The 20,772-nt window shown below is 65.1% G+C and carries 18 protein-coding genes; 2 read left to right on the top strand and 16 right to left on the bottom strand.

Annotated elements, in window-relative coordinates:
* Positions 1-148 precede the first annotated feature (148 nt).
* Positions 149-646, bottom strand: coding sequence for an Lrp/AsnC family transcriptional regulator (locus tag TMO_RS10265; RefSeq protein WP_014745555.1), 498 nt, complete (start codon positions 644-646; stop codon positions 149-151).
* A gap of 316 nt (positions 647-962) precedes the next feature.
* Between TMO_RS10265 and TMO_RS10260 the strand changes: the two genes are divergently transcribed.
* The gene (locus TMO_RS10260) at positions 963-1,781 is read left to right on the top strand and encodes an AraC family transcriptional regulator (RefSeq protein WP_041605959.1); all 819 of its coding nucleotides are present in this window, start codon (positions 963-965) and stop codon (positions 1,779-1,781) included.
* Positions 1,782-1,883: 102 nt separating this feature from the next.
* Here TMO_RS10260 and TMO_RS10255 read toward each other — a convergent pair whose 3' ends face one another.
* The 9 genes from TMO_RS10255 to TMO_RS10215 all read right to left on the bottom strand — a co-directional run bounded on the left by TMO_RS10255 (position 1,884) and on the right by TMO_RS10215 (position 12,035).
* Positions 1,884-3,233, bottom strand: a complete 1,350-nt coding sequence (locus tag TMO_RS10255) for a spinster family MFS transporter (RefSeq protein WP_014745553.1) — start codon at positions 3,231-3,233, stop codon at positions 1,884-1,886.
* Between the two features lie 332 nt (positions 3,234-3,565).
* Positions 3,566-4,105, bottom strand: coding sequence for a flavin reductase family protein (locus tag TMO_RS10250; RefSeq protein ID WP_014745552.1), 540 nt, complete (start codon positions 4,103-4,105; stop codon positions 3,566-3,568).
* 101 nt (positions 4,106-4,206) lie between these two features.
* On the bottom strand, positions 4,207-5,337 hold the full coding sequence (ribB, locus tag TMO_RS10245) for a 3,4-dihydroxy-2-butanone-4-phosphate synthase (RefSeq protein WP_014745551.1): 1,131 nt from the start codon (positions 5,335-5,337) through the stop codon (positions 4,207-4,209).
* An 18-nt stretch (positions 5,338-5,355) separates the two neighbouring features.
* Positions 5,356-7,137, bottom strand: coding sequence for an AMP-dependent synthetase/ligase (locus tag TMO_RS10240; RefSeq protein ID WP_014745550.1), 1,782 nt, complete (start codon positions 7,135-7,137; stop codon positions 5,356-5,358).
* Between the two features lie 127 nt (positions 7,138-7,264).
* On the bottom strand, positions 7,265-8,053 hold the full coding sequence (locus TMO_RS10235; protein WP_014745549.1) for an enoyl-CoA hydratase/isomerase family protein: 789 nt from the start codon (positions 8,051-8,053) through the stop codon (positions 7,265-7,267).
* Between the two features lie 28 nt (positions 8,054-8,081).
* Positions 8,082-9,221, bottom strand: a complete 1,140-nt coding sequence (locus TMO_RS10230) for an LLM class flavin-dependent oxidoreductase (RefSeq protein ID WP_014745548.1) — start codon at positions 9,219-9,221, stop codon at positions 8,082-8,084.
* A gap of 143 nt (positions 9,222-9,364) precedes the next feature.
* Positions 9,365-10,135, bottom strand: a complete 771-nt coding sequence (locus tag TMO_RS10225) for a creatininase family protein (RefSeq protein ID WP_014745547.1) — start codon at positions 10,133-10,135, stop codon at positions 9,365-9,367.
* The gene (locus TMO_RS10220) at positions 10,128-10,892 is read right to left on the bottom strand and encodes an enoyl-CoA hydratase/isomerase family protein (RefSeq protein ID WP_014745546.1); all 765 of its coding nucleotides are present in this window, start codon (positions 10,890-10,892) and stop codon (positions 10,128-10,130) included. The genes TMO_RS10225 and TMO_RS10220 overlap by 8 nt, the downstream gene beginning before the upstream one ends.
* A gap of 309 nt (positions 10,893-11,201) precedes the next feature.
* A complete protein-coding gene (locus TMO_RS10215) occupies positions 11,202-12,035 on the bottom strand; it encodes an undecaprenyl-diphosphate phosphatase (protein ID WP_014745545.1) in 834 nt (277 codons plus the stop codon).
* Positions 12,036-12,376: 341 nt separating this feature from the next.
* On the opposite strand from TMO_RS10215, the gene TMO_RS10210 reads away from it, so the two are divergent.
* Positions 12,377-13,063, top strand: coding sequence for a helix-turn-helix domain-containing protein (locus TMO_RS10210; protein ID WP_041605957.1), 687 nt, complete (start codon positions 12,377-12,379; stop codon positions 13,061-13,063).
* Between the two features lie 78 nt (positions 13,064-13,141).
* On the opposite strand, the gene TMO_RS10205 is transcribed toward TMO_RS10210, so the two are convergent.
* The 6 genes from TMO_RS10205 to TMO_RS10180 all read right to left on the bottom strand — a co-directional run bounded on the left by TMO_RS10205 (position 13,142) and on the right by TMO_RS10180 (position 20,772).
* Positions 13,142-14,296: an ABC transporter permease gene (locus tag TMO_RS10205; protein ID WP_014745543.1), complete on the bottom strand. Its 1,155-nt coding sequence runs from the start codon at positions 14,294-14,296 to the stop codon at positions 13,142-13,144.
* The gene (locus tag TMO_RS10200) at positions 14,293-15,291 is read right to left on the bottom strand and encodes an ABC transporter permease (protein ID WP_014745542.1); all 999 of its coding nucleotides are present in this window, start codon (positions 15,289-15,291) and stop codon (positions 14,293-14,295) included. Before TMO_RS10200 ends, TMO_RS10205 begins: the two co-directional genes overlap by 4 nt.
* Before the next feature lie 98 nt (positions 15,292-15,389).
* On the bottom strand, positions 15,390-17,372 hold the full coding sequence (locus tag TMO_RS10195) for an ABC transporter substrate-binding protein (protein ID WP_014745541.1): 1,983 nt from the start codon (positions 17,370-17,372) through the stop codon (positions 15,390-15,392).
* Positions 17,369-19,288 (bottom strand): ABC transporter ATP-binding protein, encoded by a 1,920-nt coding sequence (locus tag TMO_RS10190; protein WP_014745540.1) that lies wholly within the window; start codon positions 19,286-19,288, stop codon positions 17,369-17,371. Before TMO_RS10190 ends, TMO_RS10195 begins: the two co-directional genes overlap by 4 nt.
* Positions 19,285-19,821: a hypothetical protein gene (locus TMO_RS29355; protein WP_014745539.1), complete on the bottom strand. Its 537-nt coding sequence runs from the start codon at positions 19,819-19,821 to the stop codon at positions 19,285-19,287. The genes TMO_RS10190 and TMO_RS29355 overlap by 4 nt, the downstream gene beginning before the upstream one ends.
* A 180-nt stretch (positions 19,822-20,001) precedes the next feature.
* A complete protein-coding gene (locus TMO_RS10180; protein ID WP_014745538.1) occupies positions 20,002-20,772 on the bottom strand; it encodes a polysaccharide deacetylase family protein in 771 nt (256 codons plus the stop codon).

Below are 20,772 nucleotides of genomic sequence, written 5' to 3'. Positions count from 1 at the left end.
CGCCCTTTTACGACGTTTTCGGCCCGGTTTCGATGGTTGAGTGCGCAGGGCGCGCCTACGAAAATCGCCACGCCTTGATATTGAGGGGCCGGCCGTGATCGGCAAGCCCCGCTTCGCTTCCGGGTGGCGAGGTCGCACAGGGTCGGTGTCAGAGCCGGACGATGATCGTGTGGGATGTGCCGATGGGCAGCGCCGTTTTGTAGGTGATCTGTTTGAGAACCAGGTTGGACCTGATGGTGGCGACACCCTCGATTTTCGACAGCTTGCTCGTGATCAGATGTTCAAGGTCTTCGACGTTCCTCAGGATCACGCGCAGGAGGAAGTCGCAGTCGCCGGTCATCCAGTTGCATTCCATCACTTCCGGAATCCGCTCGACCGACTCCCGAAAATTCTCCAGCGCCGACTGCGGCTGTTTGTCGAGCGTGACCTGGATATAGGCGTTGATTTCAAGCCCCATCGCCTTCGGGTTCAGAAGGGTGACCCGCCTCTCGATGATGCCCATCTGCTCCAGCTTCTTCACGCGCGTGAGGCAGGGCGACGGAGACAGGTTGATGCGCCCGGCAAGCTCGACATTCGTCAGATTAGCGTCCTTCTGCAACTCGTTGAGGATCTTGATGTCCGTCCTGTCGAGCGTCAGCGTGTTCATGATGGTGACTCCCGTTCATCATGGCGACTCCCCTTTGCACAGCGGATGGCCTGGCTCAGAACCGGCGCGACGGCGGAAAACACCGCCGGACAGACCTCTTCGGGTCGATACGCCTTCCATCTGCCTTCCGGCTGTGCACATCGGAGAGTGTATCCGACACCAACCCTTGGCAGGATCTATGGGATTGCCATTTTATGTCGCGAAACTGTCAAATTGGGCGTATGTTTCGCGGTGGAATGCGTGAGGGGGCGCAATATTGCCGAAGATTGTGCGGAAGGGTGCCATACGGCCGGACGCCTCGACGATCGCCGAGGCGGTGGCGCGGCCATGGGATGTCACTGGCCTGCGTGTCAGCTTTGCCGCGCTTGATCCTGACGAGCTTGCCCGGCCGGTCACCTCGTTCCTGATCCGCCGCGAAGTGGACGACGACGAATTGCCGATCCATCAGCACCGGAAGGGGCAGCTGGTGGTGGCGGCAGAAGGTTCGGTCATGTGCCGGACGCTCGACGGGCTTCGTATCGTTCCGTCCAATGGTGCGGTCTGGATTCCGGGAGAGATCCCCCACAGCGTCTCCATGTCGGACAACGGCCGGGCATATTGCCTGTTCATCACCACAGGCGTTTCACCGCTTCCGAATGCCTGCGCGACGTTTTCGATCAACCCGATGCTGCGCGAGATGATCTTTCATCTGGCCAACCAGCCGCCGCTCTATCCTCTGGAAGGCCCCACGAGCCGTCTGGCGCAGGTCATTCTGGACGAGCTTGCGCAGATGAAGGCGGAACCGCTGCATTTCCCGGTGTCCAGCCATCCACGAATACAGCGTATTGCAGCACAATTGCTGGAGACGCCGGACGATCGCAGGACCCTGAAGGAATGGGCGGCAGCGGTCGCGATGAGCGAGCGCAGCTTTGCCCGGCTGGTCCTGAAACATACCGGGATGCCCTTCGGCCGGTGGCGCCAGCAGCTCCATATCGTGATGGCCGTTCAGCGGCTGTCGATGGGGGCGACCGTCCAGGCGATCTCGCAGGAGCTGGGATATGATTCCCCAAGTGCTTTCACCGCCATGTTCAGAAAGCACATGGGACAACCTCCGCGTCGATATCTGCGGGACCGGACGGAGGTCGTGGGGGACTGACGCGGGGTCGGCGCGGGTATCCGGCACGGAAGGGGCCCGATCAGGCGAGGCCGCCTGATCGGGATCTGCTTCGGGTATGAGGCCTGCGGGACGATCATCCCGTCAACTGACGATGTCCTGATGGATGCTCTTTCGCGCCGCCAGAAAGGCCGTGGCGGCAACGATGAAGACCACCGCAGTGCTGATCAGGGCCCAGCGGATGGCATCACCGGAGCCGAGCGAGGGGGCGAGAAAATCGCTGAGCAGGCCCACCGACAGCGGCCCGAGACCAAGCCCGATCAGATTGGCGAAGAACAGGAAGATGGCGGTGGCCGTTGCCCGGCTGCGCGGGCGGACCAGGCTTTGGACCGTCGCGAAGATGGGGCCGTAATAGATGGATTGCAGCATCATGGGCAGGCTCAGAAGGCAGAGCGCCGCCAATGTATTCGACGTGAGATAGGTTGCGAGCAGCGCAAAGGGCATGCAGAGCGCCGCCACGGCGGGAATGGTGGCATAGGCATTCAGGTTGCGGCGTACGGCGCGGTCGGTGACCCAGCCACCCAGCCAGGTGCCTGCCGCGCCGAAGATGCCGATGATGAGCCCCAGCGCCGTGCCGAGAAAGCCGGTGGCGCCCAGCTGAAGACCGGTGAGGTCGTTGACCGCAGCGGCCAGGGTGACCAATCCCTCGGCATGGTTGCGCAGGTAATGGGAGCCCAGAAATCCGAGATTGCTGTAGGTCCCGAAACTCATCGCGACCATGGCGATCGTCAGGCAGATATAGGTGCGGTTCCTGCCGAGTTCGCGCAGCGCGTCCCTGAGGGGGGGCGTCGTCTGCACCTCTTTCGCGGCAAAGGCGGATTTGCGTGGCTCAGGCAGGGTAAAAAACGCGAGAAGCCCCAGAATGATGCCGGGCACGCCGACCAGGGCGAAGGAGGCGCGCCAGCCGAGCTGGTCCGCGATCAGGCCGCCGACCATCATGCCGACCAGCGAACCCGCCGGAATGCCCATGGAAAAGAAGGCCAGCGCCGAGGCCCGCTTCTCTCTGCTCGTGTAGTCGGTGATCAGAGACTGGGAGGCGGGGGTGCAGCCGGCCTCGCCGACGCCGACGCCGACCCGGGCGAGGAACAGCTGGGCGAAGTTCTGGGCGATGCCGCAGAGGGCTGTGAAAAGGCTCCAGATGATCGCTGAGAGCGCCACGATCCTGGCTCGGTTCGCACGCTCTGCCCATCGCGCGATCGGAAGGGCCAAAGCCGCATAGAAAAGGGCAAAAGACAGCCCGGTCAACGACCCCAGCTGCCAGTCCGCAAGGCCCAGTTCCCGTTTGATCGGTTCCGCCAGAATATTGACGATCTGACGATCGACAAAATTCAGCATGTAGATGAGGAACAGCATCGTCAGGGCATACCGCCGATGGCGGGTCGGCGTGGCTGTCAGCGGCGGCGCCGACACCTTTGTGGTTGCGTCTTCGATCATCCTGCAGTCTCCAAAAGGACCGGGCATACGCGGTTGTGCCGGGTCGGTTTCGGTCGGAACCCGGTATCGGGCAGCACGCAGTGCTCACGTTCCGCTCCCGGAGGAGGTGACGTGGGCGAGCAGGGCATGGGGCTTGTCCATATCGGCGGGGAGTGTCGGACAAGCAGCATCGGAAGGGGGGAGGGGCGATAGTGGGGGAGGAGGGGGCGATGGAGGGGGTGGGCGAGACGGTGCGGCGGGGATCAGCACCGCGCACGCCACCCTCTCTCCGGATCCGAGATGTCCGGAAAGCCTGTCTGCGGGACGGTTATGGTGCAGGGTCGGGAGAGGGATTATTTCCCCGGGACCGCGAGGTCGAAATATTCCAGGGTTCCGAATCTGCCCGCGGCATAGATCAGGGGGCGTTTGTCATGGTTGTGGCTCTGCGCGACAACCGCACCCATGATGATGGTATGTGTGGAGACCTGGAGAGTGTCTTCTATCCTGCAATCGAAACTGCAGACCGAATGCAGAAGAACCGGCGCGCCGGTGGCCAGATCGTGCCAGTCGACGGGGGTGAAACGCGATGCGCCCTTGCTGCCGTCCATCGCGGCGAAGCGTTCCGCCAGCCGGACCTGATCGGCGGCGAGCACGTTCCAGGAAAAGGCGCCGGTGCGGAGGATGACGTCATGCGCCTCGGCATTGCGGTTGATGCAGGCGAGAACCATCGGCGGCTCGACGCATAGCGAGGTGGCGGCGGTAACGGTCAGACCACGTCTGTCGGGCCCCTGGCCCGAGGCCACGATGGAGACCGACCCGGCAACGGATCTGAGGAGCGTTCTGAAGGCCGCCGTCTCCACATGTTTCAGAACGGCATGATCGTGCGCGGACATGCTGAGCCTCCCACAAGGCGATGGAATGACATGCTGTCGACCCGATCGTGACTGCGGACACGGCCGTTCAGCATGGGGGCCGGATGTCGGGTGAACCGGCTTCACGGGGCAGCGGTGGCGACCGGCAGTGTCCGGCGCTCCACGATGTTCAGGCCATAACCCCTGAGGGCGACCGGGGTGTGCTCCGAATTGGAGAGAAGGATCATGTCGTGAATGCCCAGCTCGGCCAGAACCTGGGCGCCGATGCCATAATTGCGCAGCTCGGTCTTATCCACGATCGGCTCACCCGACTTCACCCGAAGAAGCTGCGACATCGGCAGATCGCGGCTGAACAGCACGATGACGCCGCGACCTTCCGCGGCGATGTCGGCCATGGACCGGGCGACGATATCGCTGCGATCACCGGTCTGGCCCAGCACGTCCGACAGGATGTCCAGCGGGTGCATGCGCACCAGGGTCGGCCGCGCGTCGATCGCGCCCTTCACCAGCGCGATCGCTTCCGTCCCGGTCGCCGTGCTGCGGAAGGTGATGGCGCTCCACGTGCCACCCCATCGGCTGTCGAATTTCGCCGTGACGACACGTTCGACATCATGATCATGGCGGCGGCGATAGGCGATCAGGTCGCGGATCGTGCCGATCTTGAGCCCGTGACGGCGGGCAAAGGCGATGAGATCGTCGAGACGAGCCATCGTGCCGTCTTCCTTCATGATCTCGCAGATCACACCGGAATGGTTGAGGCCGGCCAACCGCGCGACGTCGACCGCCGCCTCGGTATGCCCGGCGCGGACCAGCACGCCGCCCGGTCGGGACACCAGAGGAAATATGTGGCCCGGGGAGACGAGATGTTCGGGGCCGCGGGCCGCGTCGATCGCCACCGCCACGGTCCGCGCCCGGTCGGCTGCGGAAATGCCGGTGGAAACACCCTCGCGCGCCTCGATCGAGACCGTGAAGGCCGTCGCGTGCCGCGTGCCGTTCTCGGCGCTCATCAGTTTGAGGCCGAGCTGATCGACCCGTTGCTTGCTGAGCGCCAGGCAGATGAGGCCCTTGCCATGTGTCGCCATGAAGTTGATGGCGTCAGGCGTGGCCATCTGGGCCGGGATGACGAGATCGCCCTCGTTCTCCCGATCCTCGTCGTCGACAAGGATGAACATCCGACCATTGCGCGCCTCGTCGATGATCTCTGCCGTCGAGGACAGAAACGGATGGCGTGAGGTGCGAGAGAGCATCGTCATGACAATCCTTCGATCACGTCATATGTTCGAGAGGGCGCCGCGGATCAGTGAGTCCTCGGAATGGTCATAGAGCGAATCGATAAGGTCCTTGTAGCGTTCGTTCAGGACCTTCCGTTTCTTCTTTCTGGTGGCCGTCATCACGCCATTCTCGGCCGTCAGTTCCTCGGGGAGGATCCGGAATGACTTGATCTGTTCGACAGGCGCCAGCCTCTGGTTTGCCTTGGCGACTTCGCCCTCGATCAGGCGGATGACGGCTTCCGACGAACAGAAATCCGCATATGTGTTGATGATTTCGTTGCGGCTTTGGGCCCAGTCGGCGGTCGCGATGTGGTCGACCTCGATCAAGGCCACGAGGTATTTGCGCCCGTCACCGCATACCGCCGCTTCCGAGATGTACGGACTTTGCCGCAATTCATTCTCGATCTGCGCCGGGCTGATCGACTTGCCGCCGGAGGTGTTGATGATCTCCTTTTTTCGATCGATGATCGCCAGCAAGCCATCCGGGCGAAGTTGAACGACATCACCCGTGTGAAGCCATCCGTCGCGGAGCGCCTCAAGCGTCTCCTCGGGCTTGTTCAGATAGCCGATGAACAGGCCGGGCCCCGCGACCAGCATTTCGCCGTCGCCGGCGACCCGCGTCTTCCAGCGGGGATCCGCGATCGGTACGCCGATCGTGCCGGGCGTCGACCAGTCGCGCATCTGGGCGACGTTTGCCCCGACCAGTTCGGTCTGCCCATAGGCTTCCTTGAGATTCACACCCCATGTCTGCCAGAGCTTCATGACGTCCGGCGGCATCGGTGCGGACGCGGTATAGGGAGACGTCAGCTGGTCGAGCCCGATCTCCGCCAGAAGTGGCAGAAAGATCTGATCGCGACAGGTGGCGAAAAGCGCCTGAAGAAGCGGATCATCGGGGCCATCCGCCTGGCGATCCGCAAGGGCCTTCTGTGCGATTGACATCGCAAAGTGATAGGACGTCTTCCGTGCCGACGAGGATGCATTGATCCTGCTGACCAGTTCGGCGGCATAGCGTTGATAGAAGCGTGGCGGCGCCATCCAATAGGTCGGTTTCACGTCCAGAATGGTCGTCGCGAAGTCGGCACCGGTCTCGCCGAAATAGGGCGTTACCTTGCTGATGAGGGGAAAGACGATCCCCTGTCCGAGCCCCACGACATGAGAGAGCGGGAGATGGACGACCACCCGCTGGGGGTCGCGGTAAAGGGCCGGGCAATAGCTTCGGGTGGTCGCCGCCCCCTGGATCAGCGACCGGTGGGTAAGGATCGCGCCCTTGGGATTGCCGGTCGTCCCCGAGGTGTAGACGATGCAGGCATTGTCGCCGGGACGTGCCAGGCCGGCCTGATCGTCGAGCAGCGCGGCACAGGCCGAAGCCGGCGCGGAGAACTGCGACAGCGTCACGATGTTGCCGAGGGACGGAACCGTGGGATCGAACACCACGATCTTTTTGAGCGCTGCCGCCTGCCGGCTGCGCAGAAGGATGCCGAGTTCCTTTTCACCAGCAACAAAGACGAATGTGCTGCCGGAGTCTTCCAGGAAATATTCCACCTCCTCTGTCGACGAGGTGAAATAGATCCCGACCGCCACGCCGCCGGAACAGGCCGTCGCCATGAAGGCGATGACCCATTCCTGCGAGACGTCGCCGATAATGGCGACGTGATCCCCTTTCTGCAGGCCATGATCGAGGAGGGCGCGCGACAGGCAGGCGACCTGCCGTGCATAGTCATCCCAGGTCGAGGCGTGCCACGAGCCGGCACGCTTCTGAAAGAAGGCGATCTCCTGGCCCATGCTGTCCCGGCGGTCACGAAGCAGCGACGGCAATGTTGCGTCGTCGGGCGGCATTGGTGACGGGAGGATGGCAGAGGGGGCAATGGCAGTCGGCGAGGCCGGGGAAAACGAGTGCGATCCGCCCATGTCAGTAGCCACCTTCTGCAAAGCGCTTGCGCTTCTCCCGGAAGGTGGCCACGGCCTCCTTGCGCTCAGGGCTGTTGAAGGTGAGCATTTCCAGCGCCGCCGCCGTGTCGAGGTTCAGATGAACCTGATCCTTGATCAGCTTGTTGACGGCGTATTTGGTCCAGACGATGGCGTCGCGTGGGCCGGATGCCAGCATCTCTGCATAGCGGATCGCATGCTCGACGACGGTGCCTTCCGGTACCACCTTGTTGATCATGCCGGCCGCTGCCGCGTCCTCCGCCGAAATGAAGTCGCCGGTCATCAGATAGTGTTTCGCCCGGACCGGCCCCAGAAGGAGCGGCCAGATCACCGCGCCGCCATCTCCGGCAACCACCCCGGCCGTCACATGGGTGTCGGCGAAGCGCGCGCCGGGTTCTGCGAAGACGACATCGCAGAACAGTGCGAGCGTGGCACCAAGACCGACGGCAACCCCGTTCACGGCGGCGATCAGCGGCGCCTCCAGTTCGAGCATGTTGCGGATGAGATGACGCCCGGAGCGGGTGGCGGAAATCGTTCCCACGTCGTCGTCGAGCGCGTTCTGATCGCCGCCTGAACAGAAGCCGCGGCCCGCGCCGGTGAGCACGACGGCCTTGACGGCCGGGTCATTGTCGAGGTCGACGAACAGCTCTTCCAGCGCGGCGTGCATCGGCCAGTCGATGGCATTCAGAATGTTGGGCCGGTTCAGGGTGATAACGGCCACGCCGCTCGCACGCTTCTCGACGAGCAGGCCTGCATAGGTCTTGTCGGTCATGAGACTCTCCAGATCGGTCGGCAGGCTGTCAGGCCGAAGGGCCGGTCTTGCGCATCATGCGGATCTGTTCGAGGATCTCGTCCGTCGGGCGCACGACATTGTTCCGGTCATTGAAGTGCGGAATGACATAGCGGCCGACCAGCTCGATCGCTTTCATGATCTCCGCATGCGAAACCGAGTCGATGTGGAACAGAATTTCTTCGGCGCCGGCGTCGATGAACCGTTCCAGCTGACGGATGACCGTATCCGGGCTGCCGCAGACCAGGCTGGCCGAGTCGTTGAGGAGGTAATCCCAGTCGGTGGCCGCGCGCTGCAGGGCTTCCAGCCCTTCGCCCATATAGGCGTAATCGTCCGCGATCTTCGCGAGCCGGGGATAGGCATCGGTCGAGATGCGGGCGTAGTGCATCAGCGGCTCGGCATAGATGTCTTTCGCCGCCTGATCGGTTTCAGCGATCCCGAGGAACACTGGCATGCCGAGGCGCGGACGGTCGAGGGGGCCGTTCGGATCCCGGCGCCAGGCCGACCGATAGGCTTCGACCATCTTCGCCTGCGCCTCCCAGCCCTGATAGAGCGTGTGGCTGAGGACGGCGAGCCCCTGGTGGGCCGCCCAGACGTGGCTGCGCTCGCTGGTCGCGGCGATGCCCATCAGCGGATAGGGCTTCTGAAGCGGCTTCGGGACCAGCATGCGGGGTGGAACCTGGTAGTGCTCGCCGTTGAAGGTGAAGATGTCCTTGCTGAAGGCTTCGCGGATGAGCGCGATGCCTTCCTCCATCTGCGACAGGGTTTCGGCAGGCTCAACGTTGAAGGCCCGCATCGCGATCGTGGTGTTGGCTCGGCCGCAATAGAGCTCCATGCGCCCGTTGGACAGGATGTCGGTGACAGCGGCACGCTCTGCCGTCCGGAGCGCATGATTGATCTTCTTCGGCATCAGCGAGACCGCCGGCCGCAGCCGGATCCGGGACGTGACCGCCGCGAGGTAGCCATAGACGACCTCGGGCGCGGAGCTGGAAATCCCGCCCAGTGCGACATGCTGTTCGGACAGGCTGACGATGTCGAAACCCATCTTCTCGGCGAAGACCGCTTCCTCGACAAGCTCATGAAGCCGGCGCGCATAACTCTGGCCGACCAGAGTTTCCTGCTCGGACCAGAAGCCGAACTTGACTGCCATTTTGGGATGCCTTCTCGGGTTTGTTTGGAATACCCCTCTAATGACTGGAAGCTTGTCACGAAGCCCGCAGCAGAAGCTGCCGAAGATCCGCGAGGTTTGCCGGGTGTTCGGAATATTGTTTGGCGGGCGGAGGATCCGCCCGGTTACGCCGGATCGTCTTCGGCAAAACCCGCGACGAGGAGGGCGGCGATCCGCTCGATGCAGTGCCTGCCGATCGCTACCGAGGATCCGTTGGGGTCGCCCAGGATGCCGTTGGCGCTGACGGCCGCAAGCCCGTCGCGCCACATCAGTTCCAGGTCGCTCTGCGACAGAAGACCCGGTTTTCCGGCTTCGTACTTAGCGGTACGCACCCGCTCGGGGTGGATATCGAGCATCAGCGAGGTTTCGGCGATATCCGCATGACCGCCCACCCTGATCGGCTCACCCCCAGCTTCTTCGACGGCATCACGCCACCGTTCAAGCCAGGCCCTGGAATCGGTGAATGCCGAGACGCGGCAGGAGGCGGGCACGGCCGATCTCAAGCGCGGCAGCATGCCGGCCAATGGCGGGAAGTTGCCGACATGTGCCGAGAAAATGAGAATGCGGTCGAAGCCGTGCCGCGCCAGGCTGGTGCAATAATCCCGGCAGATCATTTCGAAAGTGCTGTCCTGCAGCGAGATCGTGCCGGGAAAGGCGAGATGATGGGAGGAGCAGCCGACCCTTATGGTCGGTGCAACCAGTGCATCTCCGATAGCTTTGGCCACCAGGACGGCCAGGTGTTCCGCATGGTCGGCATCGACGCTGAGGGTCAGATGCGGCCCGTGCTGCTCCACCGCACCGCAAGGGATGACGATGGTCCGCATGCCGTTTTCGATGGCACGGGCGACCTCGGGCGAGGTCATGAATTCAAGCCGGAGATGATCGCCGTCAATCATGGGTCTGCCTCGCCTTGCGCTGGAGGAACCGTTCGCGCGCCGCGGCGGTCTCTGCGCGGCTCAGATAATCCTGCATGTCGCTGAGGGTGCGCGCTTCGAGCTGCGCGTCGGTCATGAGGGGCGCGTCATTGAAGGTCCGCTTGATCGCGGCGAACAGATGCATGTCCTTGAGACGAAGGGCCTCGGCCACGACGCGGGCCCGGTCCTGCACATCCTGCGACGGAACGACCTCGTCGACCAGGCCCATCGCCTGCGCCTCGGGTGCCGAAACCAGTTCGCCGGAATAGAGGAGCCGCTCGGCAACCCGGCGCCCCAGGCGGTTCATCGCCTGACGCATGCCCTTCGCCGCCGGAAGCAGGCCATGATTGATTTCGGGGAAGCCGAACCGGGCGTCTTCGCTCGCCACGACGTAGTCGGCGTACAGCACCAGTTCCAGCGCGCCGCCCACCGCATAGCCGTTTACGGCGCAGAGCAGCGGGCAGCGATAGTTCTCGAGCACGGTCAGCAGATGGTGGAAGACGCGCATTCTGGGCAGCGCGATGTCTGCCTGCGTCTCGATTTCGCGTATGTCGCCGCCGGCACTGAAGAAGCGCTGACCGGCCCCGGTCAGTATCACGGCCGGTGCCTCGGCCGCTTCCCCGAAGCGCACGAGGGTGTCGGCCAGGGCCTGGATCAGATCCAGGGTGAGCGCATTGGCGGGCGGCCTGTCGATGGTCATCCGGACCAGCGCCGGGGATACACGATCGATCCTCAGCATGTCGCATCCTTTCACGTCAGCATGTTCAACCCGGCCTCGTCATCCCGGCGGTTGTTCACCATCGGCATGCGGGGCCTGCCTGCTGACGCGACGTTAGCGCGGGCGCCTGAAGGGGTTCTGCCGAAGACGCGTCATGCGCGCCGGCCTGAAAGAACATCGTGGCGTGACGGCGCGGTCCGGCGGTGGTCCATGCCGAATGCACCTTGGGTGATGCTCGCAAAAGAAAAGCGGAACCTGCACGATCCCAAGCGCAGGTTCCGCTAAAGCCGTTCGAAAACGGAGAGGCCGCCAGGGGCGGTTCGGGAGGTGTCAGAGGTCGGTGACGCTGGTCCAGTCGATCCAGCCGAACACCCAGGTCGCCAGGATGAACAGGCCGAAGGCGATGCGATACCAGGCGAACACGGCATAGCTGTGCTGACCGATGAATTTCAGCAGGCCCCGCACCGCGATCATCGCGAAGATGAAGGAGGTGACGAAGCCGATCGCCAGCACGCCCAGATCACCCGCAAGCAGGGTGGAGCCGTGCTTGAGGAACATGTAGACGGTGGCGCCGATCATGGTCGGGATGGCGAGGAAGAACGAGAATTCGGTGGCCGCCTTGCGCGACATGCCGAAAATCAGCCCGCCCATGATGGTGGAGCCGGAGCGCGAGGTACCGGGGATCAGCGCAAGGCACTGACATAGCCCGATCTTCAGCGCATCCGACCAGCGCATTTCTTCGGTGGAGTTTGCCCGGACGCGGTGATCCCGCTTCTCCGCCCAGAGGATGATCAGGCCGCCGATCACCAGCGCCGTTGCAACCGTGATCGGGTTGAACAGATATTCCTGGATGATGTCGGCGAAGAGCAGCCCCAGAATGACCGCCGGGAAGAAGGCGATCAGCAGGTTACGGGTGAAACGCTGCGCCTCGCGATCGCTGGGCAGGCCCGCGACGACATGGACGATCTTTCCGCGATATTCCCAGACGACTGCCAGGATGGCACCCAGCTGGATGATCACGTTGAAGGCGATGGCGAAGTCGCCGCGGAAATTCAGCAGATCGGCGACGACGATCTGATGGCCGGTGCTGGAGACCGGCACGAATTCGGTCAGACCTTCGACAATGCCCAGAACCAGGGCGTCGACGGCATCTCCAAGGGTCACGGGGTGGCGCTCCGGAAAGGATGGATGCGGCGGGTGCGGCGACCCTGTTTAGCACATCATCCGGTGCCAGATCATGATCCGATTGGGGTGTCAGCCCGGCGTTGCATGCAATGCCCTGGGACCGGAGCGTGACGAAACGTCACTCTGAAACCGTCCGCAGCCATGATAGATTTGATCTGCAACAAACACGCGGTCCATTAACGGTCCCGCAAAGGCGCCCGGCATATAACGGATGCGCCCCCAGACGATAAGGTCCGAGAGCCATGAACAACAGCCGCCTTCTGCCCAGTTCCGGACAGCCGCCCACGAGCTGCGCGCGTGTCGATTGTGATGCCTGCGACGTGCGTGCCCTGACTTTCTGCGGCGATCTCGGCCATGATGCGATGTCGGCGGTGGCGTCGATCGTGTCGCGGATCGAGGTTCCGGCCCATGCGCTGCTTGCCGAGGAAGGCGAGCAGTCGCCCTATGTGTACAACGTCACCGCGGGTACGGCGAAGCTCTATAAGAGCCTGCCGGACGGGCGGACCCAGGTTCTGGGCTTCCTGCTGCCCGGAGATTTTCTTGGCCTGGGCGACGACCGCCTGGGCGGCCTGGCTGCCGAGAGCCTGACCCGGGTGTCGGTCTGCCGCTTTCGGCGCCGTGATTTCGAAAACCTGCAGGAGCGGATCCCGGTTCTGGGCCGCCGTCTGCTGAGCCTTGCGCAGGACGAAATCGCCCGCTCGCGCGAGCAGATGCTGCTGCTGGGCCGCAAGAGCGCCCGAGAGCGTCTGGCCTCGTTCCTGCTGGGCCTCTATGACCGGCTGGAGGCACGCGGTGAGGCGAACGACCCGCTGCCGCTGCCGATGACCCGGACCGATATCGGCGACTATCTGGGCCTGACGATCGAGACCGTCAGCCGGACCCTCGCCGCCTTCAAGCGCGACGGCATCATCTCGCTGGACGGCGTCCATGCCGTCCGCCTGCTCGACCCCGAGCGGATGCGGTCGCTGGCGACCGGCGACGAAGCCGACCGTATGGCGGCCTGCTGATCCAGGCTGAACCCGCCTTCGACATGAAGAACGCCGGCCATCCTGTGGCCGGCGTTCTTTTTTGGGGCTCCAGGCTGTTCAGGTCTGGTACGGATCGGCCGCGTCGCGCAGCCCGTCGCCCAGGAAGTTGAAGGCGAGCACCGTCAGCACCACCGGTACCACCGGCAGCAGCAGCCAGGGATACTGGGTCACCACGTTGATGTCCTGAGCATCGTTGAGCAGCACGCCCCAGGAGATCAGCGGCGCGCGCACGCCGAGACCCAGGAAGGAGAGTGCGGTCTCGCCCAGGATCATGGCCGGGATGGTGAGCGTGGCCGAGACGATCAGATGGCTCATGAAATTGGGCAGAAGATGGCGGAGGATGACCCGCTTGGGCCGGGCGCCCATGACCACCGCGGCGGTGGCATAGTCTTCCTCGCGCAGCGCCAGAAGTTTCGAGCGCACCGCCCGGGCAAGACCCGTCCAGTCGAGCAGGCCCAGGATCACGGTGATGCCGATGAAGATCCAGAGCGGATGCCAGGTGACCGGCATGGCGGCCGACAGCGCCATCCACAAGGGCAGTTCCGGGAAGGAGCGGATCACCTCGATCAGCCGCTGGATGCCGGCATCGACCCAGCCGCCGTAATAGCCCGAGAGCCCGCCGAACAGGATGCCCAGGGCGAAGCTGATGGTGATGCCGATCAGACCGACGGTCAGCGAGATCCGCGCGCCTTCGATCACCCGCGAGAGCATGTCACGCCCCAGCCGGTCGGTGCCCAGCAGGAACAGCGTGCCGCTCTTGGGGGGGCAGACCAGCCGGATATCCATCGGGATCAGCCCCCAGAGCCGGTAGGGCTCTCCCGAACAGAAGAAGCCGATCGGCAGCGGCCGCACCCGGTCTTCGGAATAGGTGCGGGTGAGGGTGTCCATGTTCAGCGCATAGCGGGTGCCATAGACGAAGGGGCCGACGAACTCGCCATTGTGGAACAGATGCACCGTCTGCGGCGGGGCATGGATGTTGTCGATATGGCGGGTGTTGGGATTATAGGGGCTCAAGGGTTCAGCGAAGATCATCACCAGATAGATGAAGCCCAGGAACCAGAGCGAGGCCATGGCGAGTTTGTGCCGGCGCAGCCGCCAGAACATCAGCCGCCATTGCGAGGCGAGATAGTATTTCTCCTGCGCCGGGGTCAGGACCTCGTCATGAACGGGGTCGAAGGGGGCGTGGGAGATGTAGCGATCAGGGCCGCTCATCGCGAACGTCCTCCGTCGAGGCGGATGCGCGGATCGAGCAGGGCGAGCAGCAGATCCGACACCAGCACGCCGATCACCGTCAGCAGCGCCATGAACATCAGGAACGATCCGGCCAGATACATGTCCTGGGTCTGCAGCGCGCGCAGCAGCATCGGCCCTGTGGTCGGCAGCGACAGCACCACCGACACGATCGCGGCACCCGAGACCACCTGCGGCAGCACATTGCCGAGATCCGCGATGAACGGGTTCAGCGCCATGCGCAGCGGATATTTGACCAGGATCTTCGCCGGATGCAGGCCCTTCGCACGCGCGGTGGTGACGTATTGCTTGCGCAGCTCGTCCAGCAGATTGGCCCGCAGCCGGCGGATCATGCCGGCGGTGTTGGAGGTGCCGATCACCACAACCGGCACCCAGAGATGCTCCATGACCGACAGGAACTTGGCCCAGCTGAGCGGCTGGTCGAGATATTCCGGGTCCATCAGCCCGCCGATCGAGGTGCCGAACCAGATGTTCGACAGATAGAGCAGCACCAGGGCCAGCAGGAAATTGGGGGTGGCGAGGCCCAGAAAGCCGACGAGGGTCAGGCCGTGGTCGAGCGCGCTGTACTGGCGGATGGCGCCATAGATGCCGATCGGGAAGGCGACGGCATAGGAGAAGATGATGGTGGCGAACGATACCAGCATGGTCAGCCACAGGCGATCACCGACCACCTCGGCCACCGGCAGCTGATATTCGAAGGAGTAGCCGAGATCACCGACCAGCAGGCCCGAGGCCCAGCGGATGTACTGTTCCCAGAGCGGCAGGTCGAGCCCGTATTCCGCACGCAGAAACTCGATCTTGGCCTGGCTGGCGGCCTCACCCTGGGCTGCCAGCTCGGCAAGCTGCGTCGTCAGATAGTCGCCGGGCGGCAACTGGATGATGACGAAGACCAGGATGCTGATCAGGATCAGCGTCGGTATCATCATCAGCAACCGCCGCGCGATGTAGGCGAACATCGCTTGCCTTGCTCCCCCTCCTGGATCCGCCGTGGGGTTCTGTGGTGCCCCTCAGCTGTCGCGGCGGATCTTGAGCCCGATCGGTCGTCGGGCGCCCGTCAGTTGTCGAGCCAGAAACGCTCCGGCCGGTAGAGGCCGAAATGCGATCCCGGATCCCAGTTGTAGAGCCCCCGATCGGGCAGGTTGCGCAGGCGCCGATTGGCGACCACCGGCTGCAACACGCCCGCGACCAGAGAAATGGTGTAGACCTGATCGGCGTTGATCGCGAGCATCTCCCGCCAGATCCGCGCACGGTCGGCCGAGGACGGCGCCACCGTCCAGTCCTTGTAGAGCGCCAGCAGCTGATCGGGCTTGTCCATGTCGGGCGCTTCGCCCGACCGGCCGCCGGTCTCAAAGTACTGGCCCCATTTCGGCCATTGCAGTGATTGCTGGCTGACCGGCGCCAGCTCCCACGGGTCGGTCTCGGCGGTAGCGAGACCGGCTTCCATGCCGAACCAGACGCTCATCAGGGTATCGCCGGCGAAGATCCGGTTGCGGAACAGGTCGCGCTGCATCGGCCGCGCATAGGTCTTGATGCCGAGCTGCAACCACTGATCGTGGAGCAGTTCCAGCACGTCCATCTGCTCGGTGCTCTCACCCGCGGTCTCGATCACCAGCTCCAGCGGCCGGCCATCGGGCATCAACCGGATGCCACGCTCGTTGCGCTTGTCGAGACCCATATCGTCGAGCAGCTTGTTGGCCCGGTCGACATCGTGGTTGGCCCAGACCTTCCGATAGCCCGGGCGCGACAGCGGGCTTTCGTCGAGCACGCTGTTGCCGCCGCCGATGGTCAGGCCGTAATAGAGCACCGCATCGATCTCGTGCCGGTCGACGCCCATGGACAGGGCCCGGCGGAAGCGCGCATCGCGGAACAGGGCCCGCCAGCCCGGATCCCGGGCATTGAGATTGGGGTAGAGCGCCAGATGGGCCCCGCGCCCCGTCCGCCACAGCGATACCTTATAGTCCGCGCGCTTTTCGCCCGCCTTCAGGAAGGTGTAGTCGGTGAAATCCAGCCCGCGCGCCTGGAGCAGGGCGTCACCGGTGCCGGCCCGTGCCGCGATCAGCTTTCCGTCGACGATGTCGATCGCCATCTGGTCCAGATAGGGCAGCTGGCGGCCGTTCAGGTCGATGCGGTGGTAATAGGGGTTGCGCTCGACCAGGAACCGCACCGCCGGCGGCGCGGTCAGCAGCCGCCAGGGCTGCAGGGTCGGGAAGTCCGGATTGCTGAAATCGGTCGCCGTGTCCATGCGGTTGTGCAGCGCCGCCCAGCTCGACTGCTTGCGCTTTTCGATCATCGCCGCAAGCTTGTCGGGATCGGCATAGCGTTCGTGGAACTGGCGCAGATAGTGCGCCGGCCGGTAGAGCGTCAGCGGCAGCGGCCCGGCGATGGCCGGCAGCAGGCGCGGATTGGGCTTCGACCATTCATAGCGGATGGTGGTCTGGTCGATCACGGTAAAGCGCGGCGGCTCTCCATCGACCAGAAGCTCGCGCGGCGGGCCCGCCGGATAGAGCTTCTTGTTGTTGACCACATCCTCCCAGTAATAGCGGAAATCTTCGGCCGTGAAGGGCTCGCCGTCGGACCAGCGATGGCCGGGGCGCAGATGCAGGGTGAAGATCCGCCCGTCCTGGACATCTATCTCCCGCAGGATATCGGCCTCGAACGAGAAATCGCGGGTGTAGCGCACCAGCCGGGCATAGCCGTAGACCAGCGCCATGCGCACATCCTTGGGCCGGCCGACCAGCATCGTCCAGCTGCCGCCGTAGCGGCCGGGACGGAGATCGGGGCCGACGACATCGTCGACCGCCGGCACCTTGGGCAGTCGCTCGGCCATCGGCGGCAGCTTGCCCTCCGCCACCTGCTGTTCAAGCACCGGCGGCTCGATCAGCTGTGCCGGCATGGGCGCGCTGGGCGAGATCATCATCTCGATGATGCTGCCCATCGCGGGCCCGGCATCGTCGCCGTCCGCAGCGCGTGCGGGTGCGCCGAAGGCGAGCAGGGCCGCAGCGGCCAGGACGCCGGCAAGACGCGTGAGGCGGATCATGCCGCGGCCTCCGCGCTTGTGGCCACGCGGACGAAATGGCCGGGCGTCACCTCGTCCATCACCGACGGCATGCCCGGCGCCAGCCGCCAGGGCTCGGGCCAGGCCGCCGGATCCGAGGCGCGGCCATCCATCAGGGCCGCGAAGTCGAGCGGCCGGTCGGGATCGGCTTCGGGCACCGCGGCGATCAGCGCCTTGGTATAGGGATGGCGGGCATCTTCGAACAGGCGTTCGCGGGGCGCGCTTTCGACGATCCGGCCTGCACACATCACCAGGATGCGGTCGCACATATAGTCGACCACCGCCAGATTGTGGGAGATGAACAGATAGCCGAGGCCCAGCGCATCCTGCAGATCCTTGAGCAGGTTCAGCACCTGGGCCTGGACCGACACGTCGAGGGCCGAGACCGGCTCGTCCAGGATGAGCAGTTCCGGGCCGAGTGCCAGCGAGCGGGCGATGCCGATGCGCTGACGCTGGCCGCCCGAGAAGCTGTGCGGATAGCGGCGGAGATGGCGGATATCCAGGCCCACCATCTTCATCAGCGCCTTTACCCGCTCGGCGCGCTCTTTCGCGGTGCCGACCCCGTGGATCTCCAGCGGTTCGGCGATGATGTCGAACACGGTCATCCGCGGGTTCAGCGAATGGAACGGATCCTGGAAGACGTATTGCAGGCGCTTGCGGAACGGGATCCAGCCGCCGTCGTCGAGGGCGGCGAGGTCGGTGGGCGCGGCATCATGATCACCCTGGAACAGGATCCGGCCTTCATCGGCACGGATCGCGCCCAGCAGCATGCGCGAGGTGGTGGTCTTGCCGCAGCCGCTTTCGCCGACCAGGCCGACGCTTTCGCCCCGGCCGACGGTAAAGGAGACATGGTCGACCGCGGTCACGCTGCTGCCGCCGCCGCGGGCGAAGAGCCCGGTGCCGCGGCTGGTGAAGCGCTTGGTCAACCCCTCGACCGCGAGCAGCGGCGTGTCGGCGGCCGCTTTCGGGCCGGTGCCCTGACGCCCCACCACATCCGCCGCGAGGCGGGGATCGAGGGCGATTTCGCGCAGCGGCACCAGCCGTTCCGTGCGGTCCATGCCGATCCGCGGCACGGCGCCGAGCAGGGCCTTCAGATAGGGATGTTCCGGCTTGCGGATCAGCTCGGCCGCAGGGCCCGCCTCCATCACCTTGCCGCGATAGAGCACCACCATGTCGTCGGCCAGGCTTGAGACCACCCCCAGATCATGGGTGATCAGCAGCACGCCCATACCCAGCTCGTCCTGCAGGTCGCGGAGCAGTTTCAGGATCTGGGCCTGAAGCGTGACGTCGAGCGCCGTGGTCGGCTCGTCGGCGATGACCAGGGCCGGCCGGGCGGCAAGCGCCATGGCGATCACGCCGCGCTGACGCAGGCCGCCCGACAGTTCGAACGGGTAGCGGTCGAGGGCGGCTTTGGGGTTCGGGAAGCCCACCTTGTGCAGCATGTCGGCGGCGATCTCGCGCGCCGCTGCGGCATCTTCGTTGAGATGCAGCCGCACCGCCTCGGTGATCTGATCGCCGAGCGTGTGCAGCGGCGACAATGCGCTCATCGGCTCCTGAAAGATCATGCCGATACGCCCGCCCCGGATCCGGCGCATCGTCCGGCCGGTGGGGGCAAGCGTCGCAAGATCGGTGGCCTGTCCGTCGAGCGGGTCGGTGAAGACTGCGGCGCCGCCCTCGATCCGGGCGATGGAGGGCAGCAGGCCCATCACCGCCTGGGTCAGCACGCTCTTGCCCGAGCCGCTTTCGCCGACCAGCGCGGTGATCCGGCCCGGATTGATGGTGAAGGACACGCCGTCGACAGCGGTCAGCGGGCCTTCGGGCAGATGAAAGCGCACGACCAGATCGCGCACCGACAGCAGCGGCCGCGGCTGCGGCCAGGCATGGCGCCGCCCGCTCATGCGATCCCCCGGGCGAGGCCGAGCGCCGCCAGATTATGGGTGGTGACGTCGTCGAGCGGCAGGGCGCGGGCTTCGGCCGCAGCCAGGGCCAGGGCGACGAGGCGGTGGAAGTCTTCAAGCGTGTCTTCGGCCGCGAGCCGCACCCCGCCGTCGTCGACCAGGCGCAGGCGGAACCAGCCCGCACCCTTGCGGGGGGCGAAATGTTCCAGCCGGAAGGTTCTGAGGCGGGAGAGATCCAGCCGGCTCTGGCCGATGGCGCCGCGACGGACGATGTGATGGCCCTCCGCCGTCCAGCTTTCGGTGAGCTTGAGCCCGCGCTGAACCGCGAAGGCGGCGAACAGCAGCACCAGCGCGATCAGGGCCAGCTGCAGCACGCCGTTCATGCCATCGACCACCAGCAGGGGCAGGGCGATCACCGCACCGCCGGCGGCCGCGCGGGCAAGATCGGCGATCAGGGGGCCCGGCCGGTGACGCAACCGCGGCAGGGCAGCGGCCACCGCGCATGCCGGCGCGGGCCTGCCGGTCAGGTCCATGGCAGTCTCCGGCGTGGTCGGAAGCGACGTCGTGGAAAAGGTCACCGGTCCGGATCATCCTCGGCGTTGCGCGATCCCCATGTCGCGCCGTCGATAGGATGCCCGTTGCCCCCCGCGCCTTGCAAGCCGTTCTGCGCCGAGGTGGACCACCATCGACATGTTGCGTCGCACCAGCCGGGATCAGGCGGCGAAAACGGTCTGCAGATCCGGCCAGATCACGGCCGGATGGGCCGCAAAATGGGCCATCAGGCGGTCGAGAAACCCATCCAGTGCCTGGTCGTGCACAAGATGATGGGTCAGCAGGCCGGTCGGCTCCGTCGGATCGGCCCGACCGGTGCGACGGGCGGCCAGATGTGCGGCAATGGCGCCCAGGGCTGCGACCTCGCCCGTGAAGCCACGGCCGCCATGCCAGTCGATCGGGTCGATATGGGTGTTGACCTCCACCACCCCCGGCGCCGGAGTGCGGGTCTTGCGCGGTTTGAACCGGCTGAGACCGTTGATGCCGATCGCCGGCAGCTCCCGGATCAGGGGGGCCGGGAGCCGGTTCCAGGGCGGGGTCAGGACCGGCAGCAGGCGGGGACCGAACAACTCGTCCAGGCGGGCGCGGCCACGGGTAAGGTCGGCGGTCATCTCTGCCATCGGCCGGCCGCAGGCGAGTTCGGATTTCTTCTTGTCGGGCCGGGCATGGTTACCGTGCGACCAGCCATGGACCAGCACCCGGATCCCGGCGGGCGCCGCCGCCAGGCGATCGCCGAGGGCAGGCCCGGCCGTGGCCGGGATCACCGCCAGGGCCAGCGGCACGCCGCAGGCCTCGGCGCGGCCAAGCAGCCGGTCGAGCGCGGGCGACGGCGCGGTGGCGTCGTCGTCGCGCCACCAGAAGCTCGCCGCCCGGCCGGCCGCTGCCCAGGCATCCAGTTCGGCGGTGAGATCGACCCAGGGATCGGCAGCCAT

Source organism: Tistrella mobilis KA081020-065, assembly GCF_000264455.2.
GTDB classification, from domain to species: Bacteria; Pseudomonadota; Alphaproteobacteria; order Tistrellales; family Tistrellaceae; genus Tistrella; species Tistrella mobilis.
Note: the sequence above shows the minus strand (reverse complement) of the source record. Positions and strands in the feature narration are given on the sequence as shown.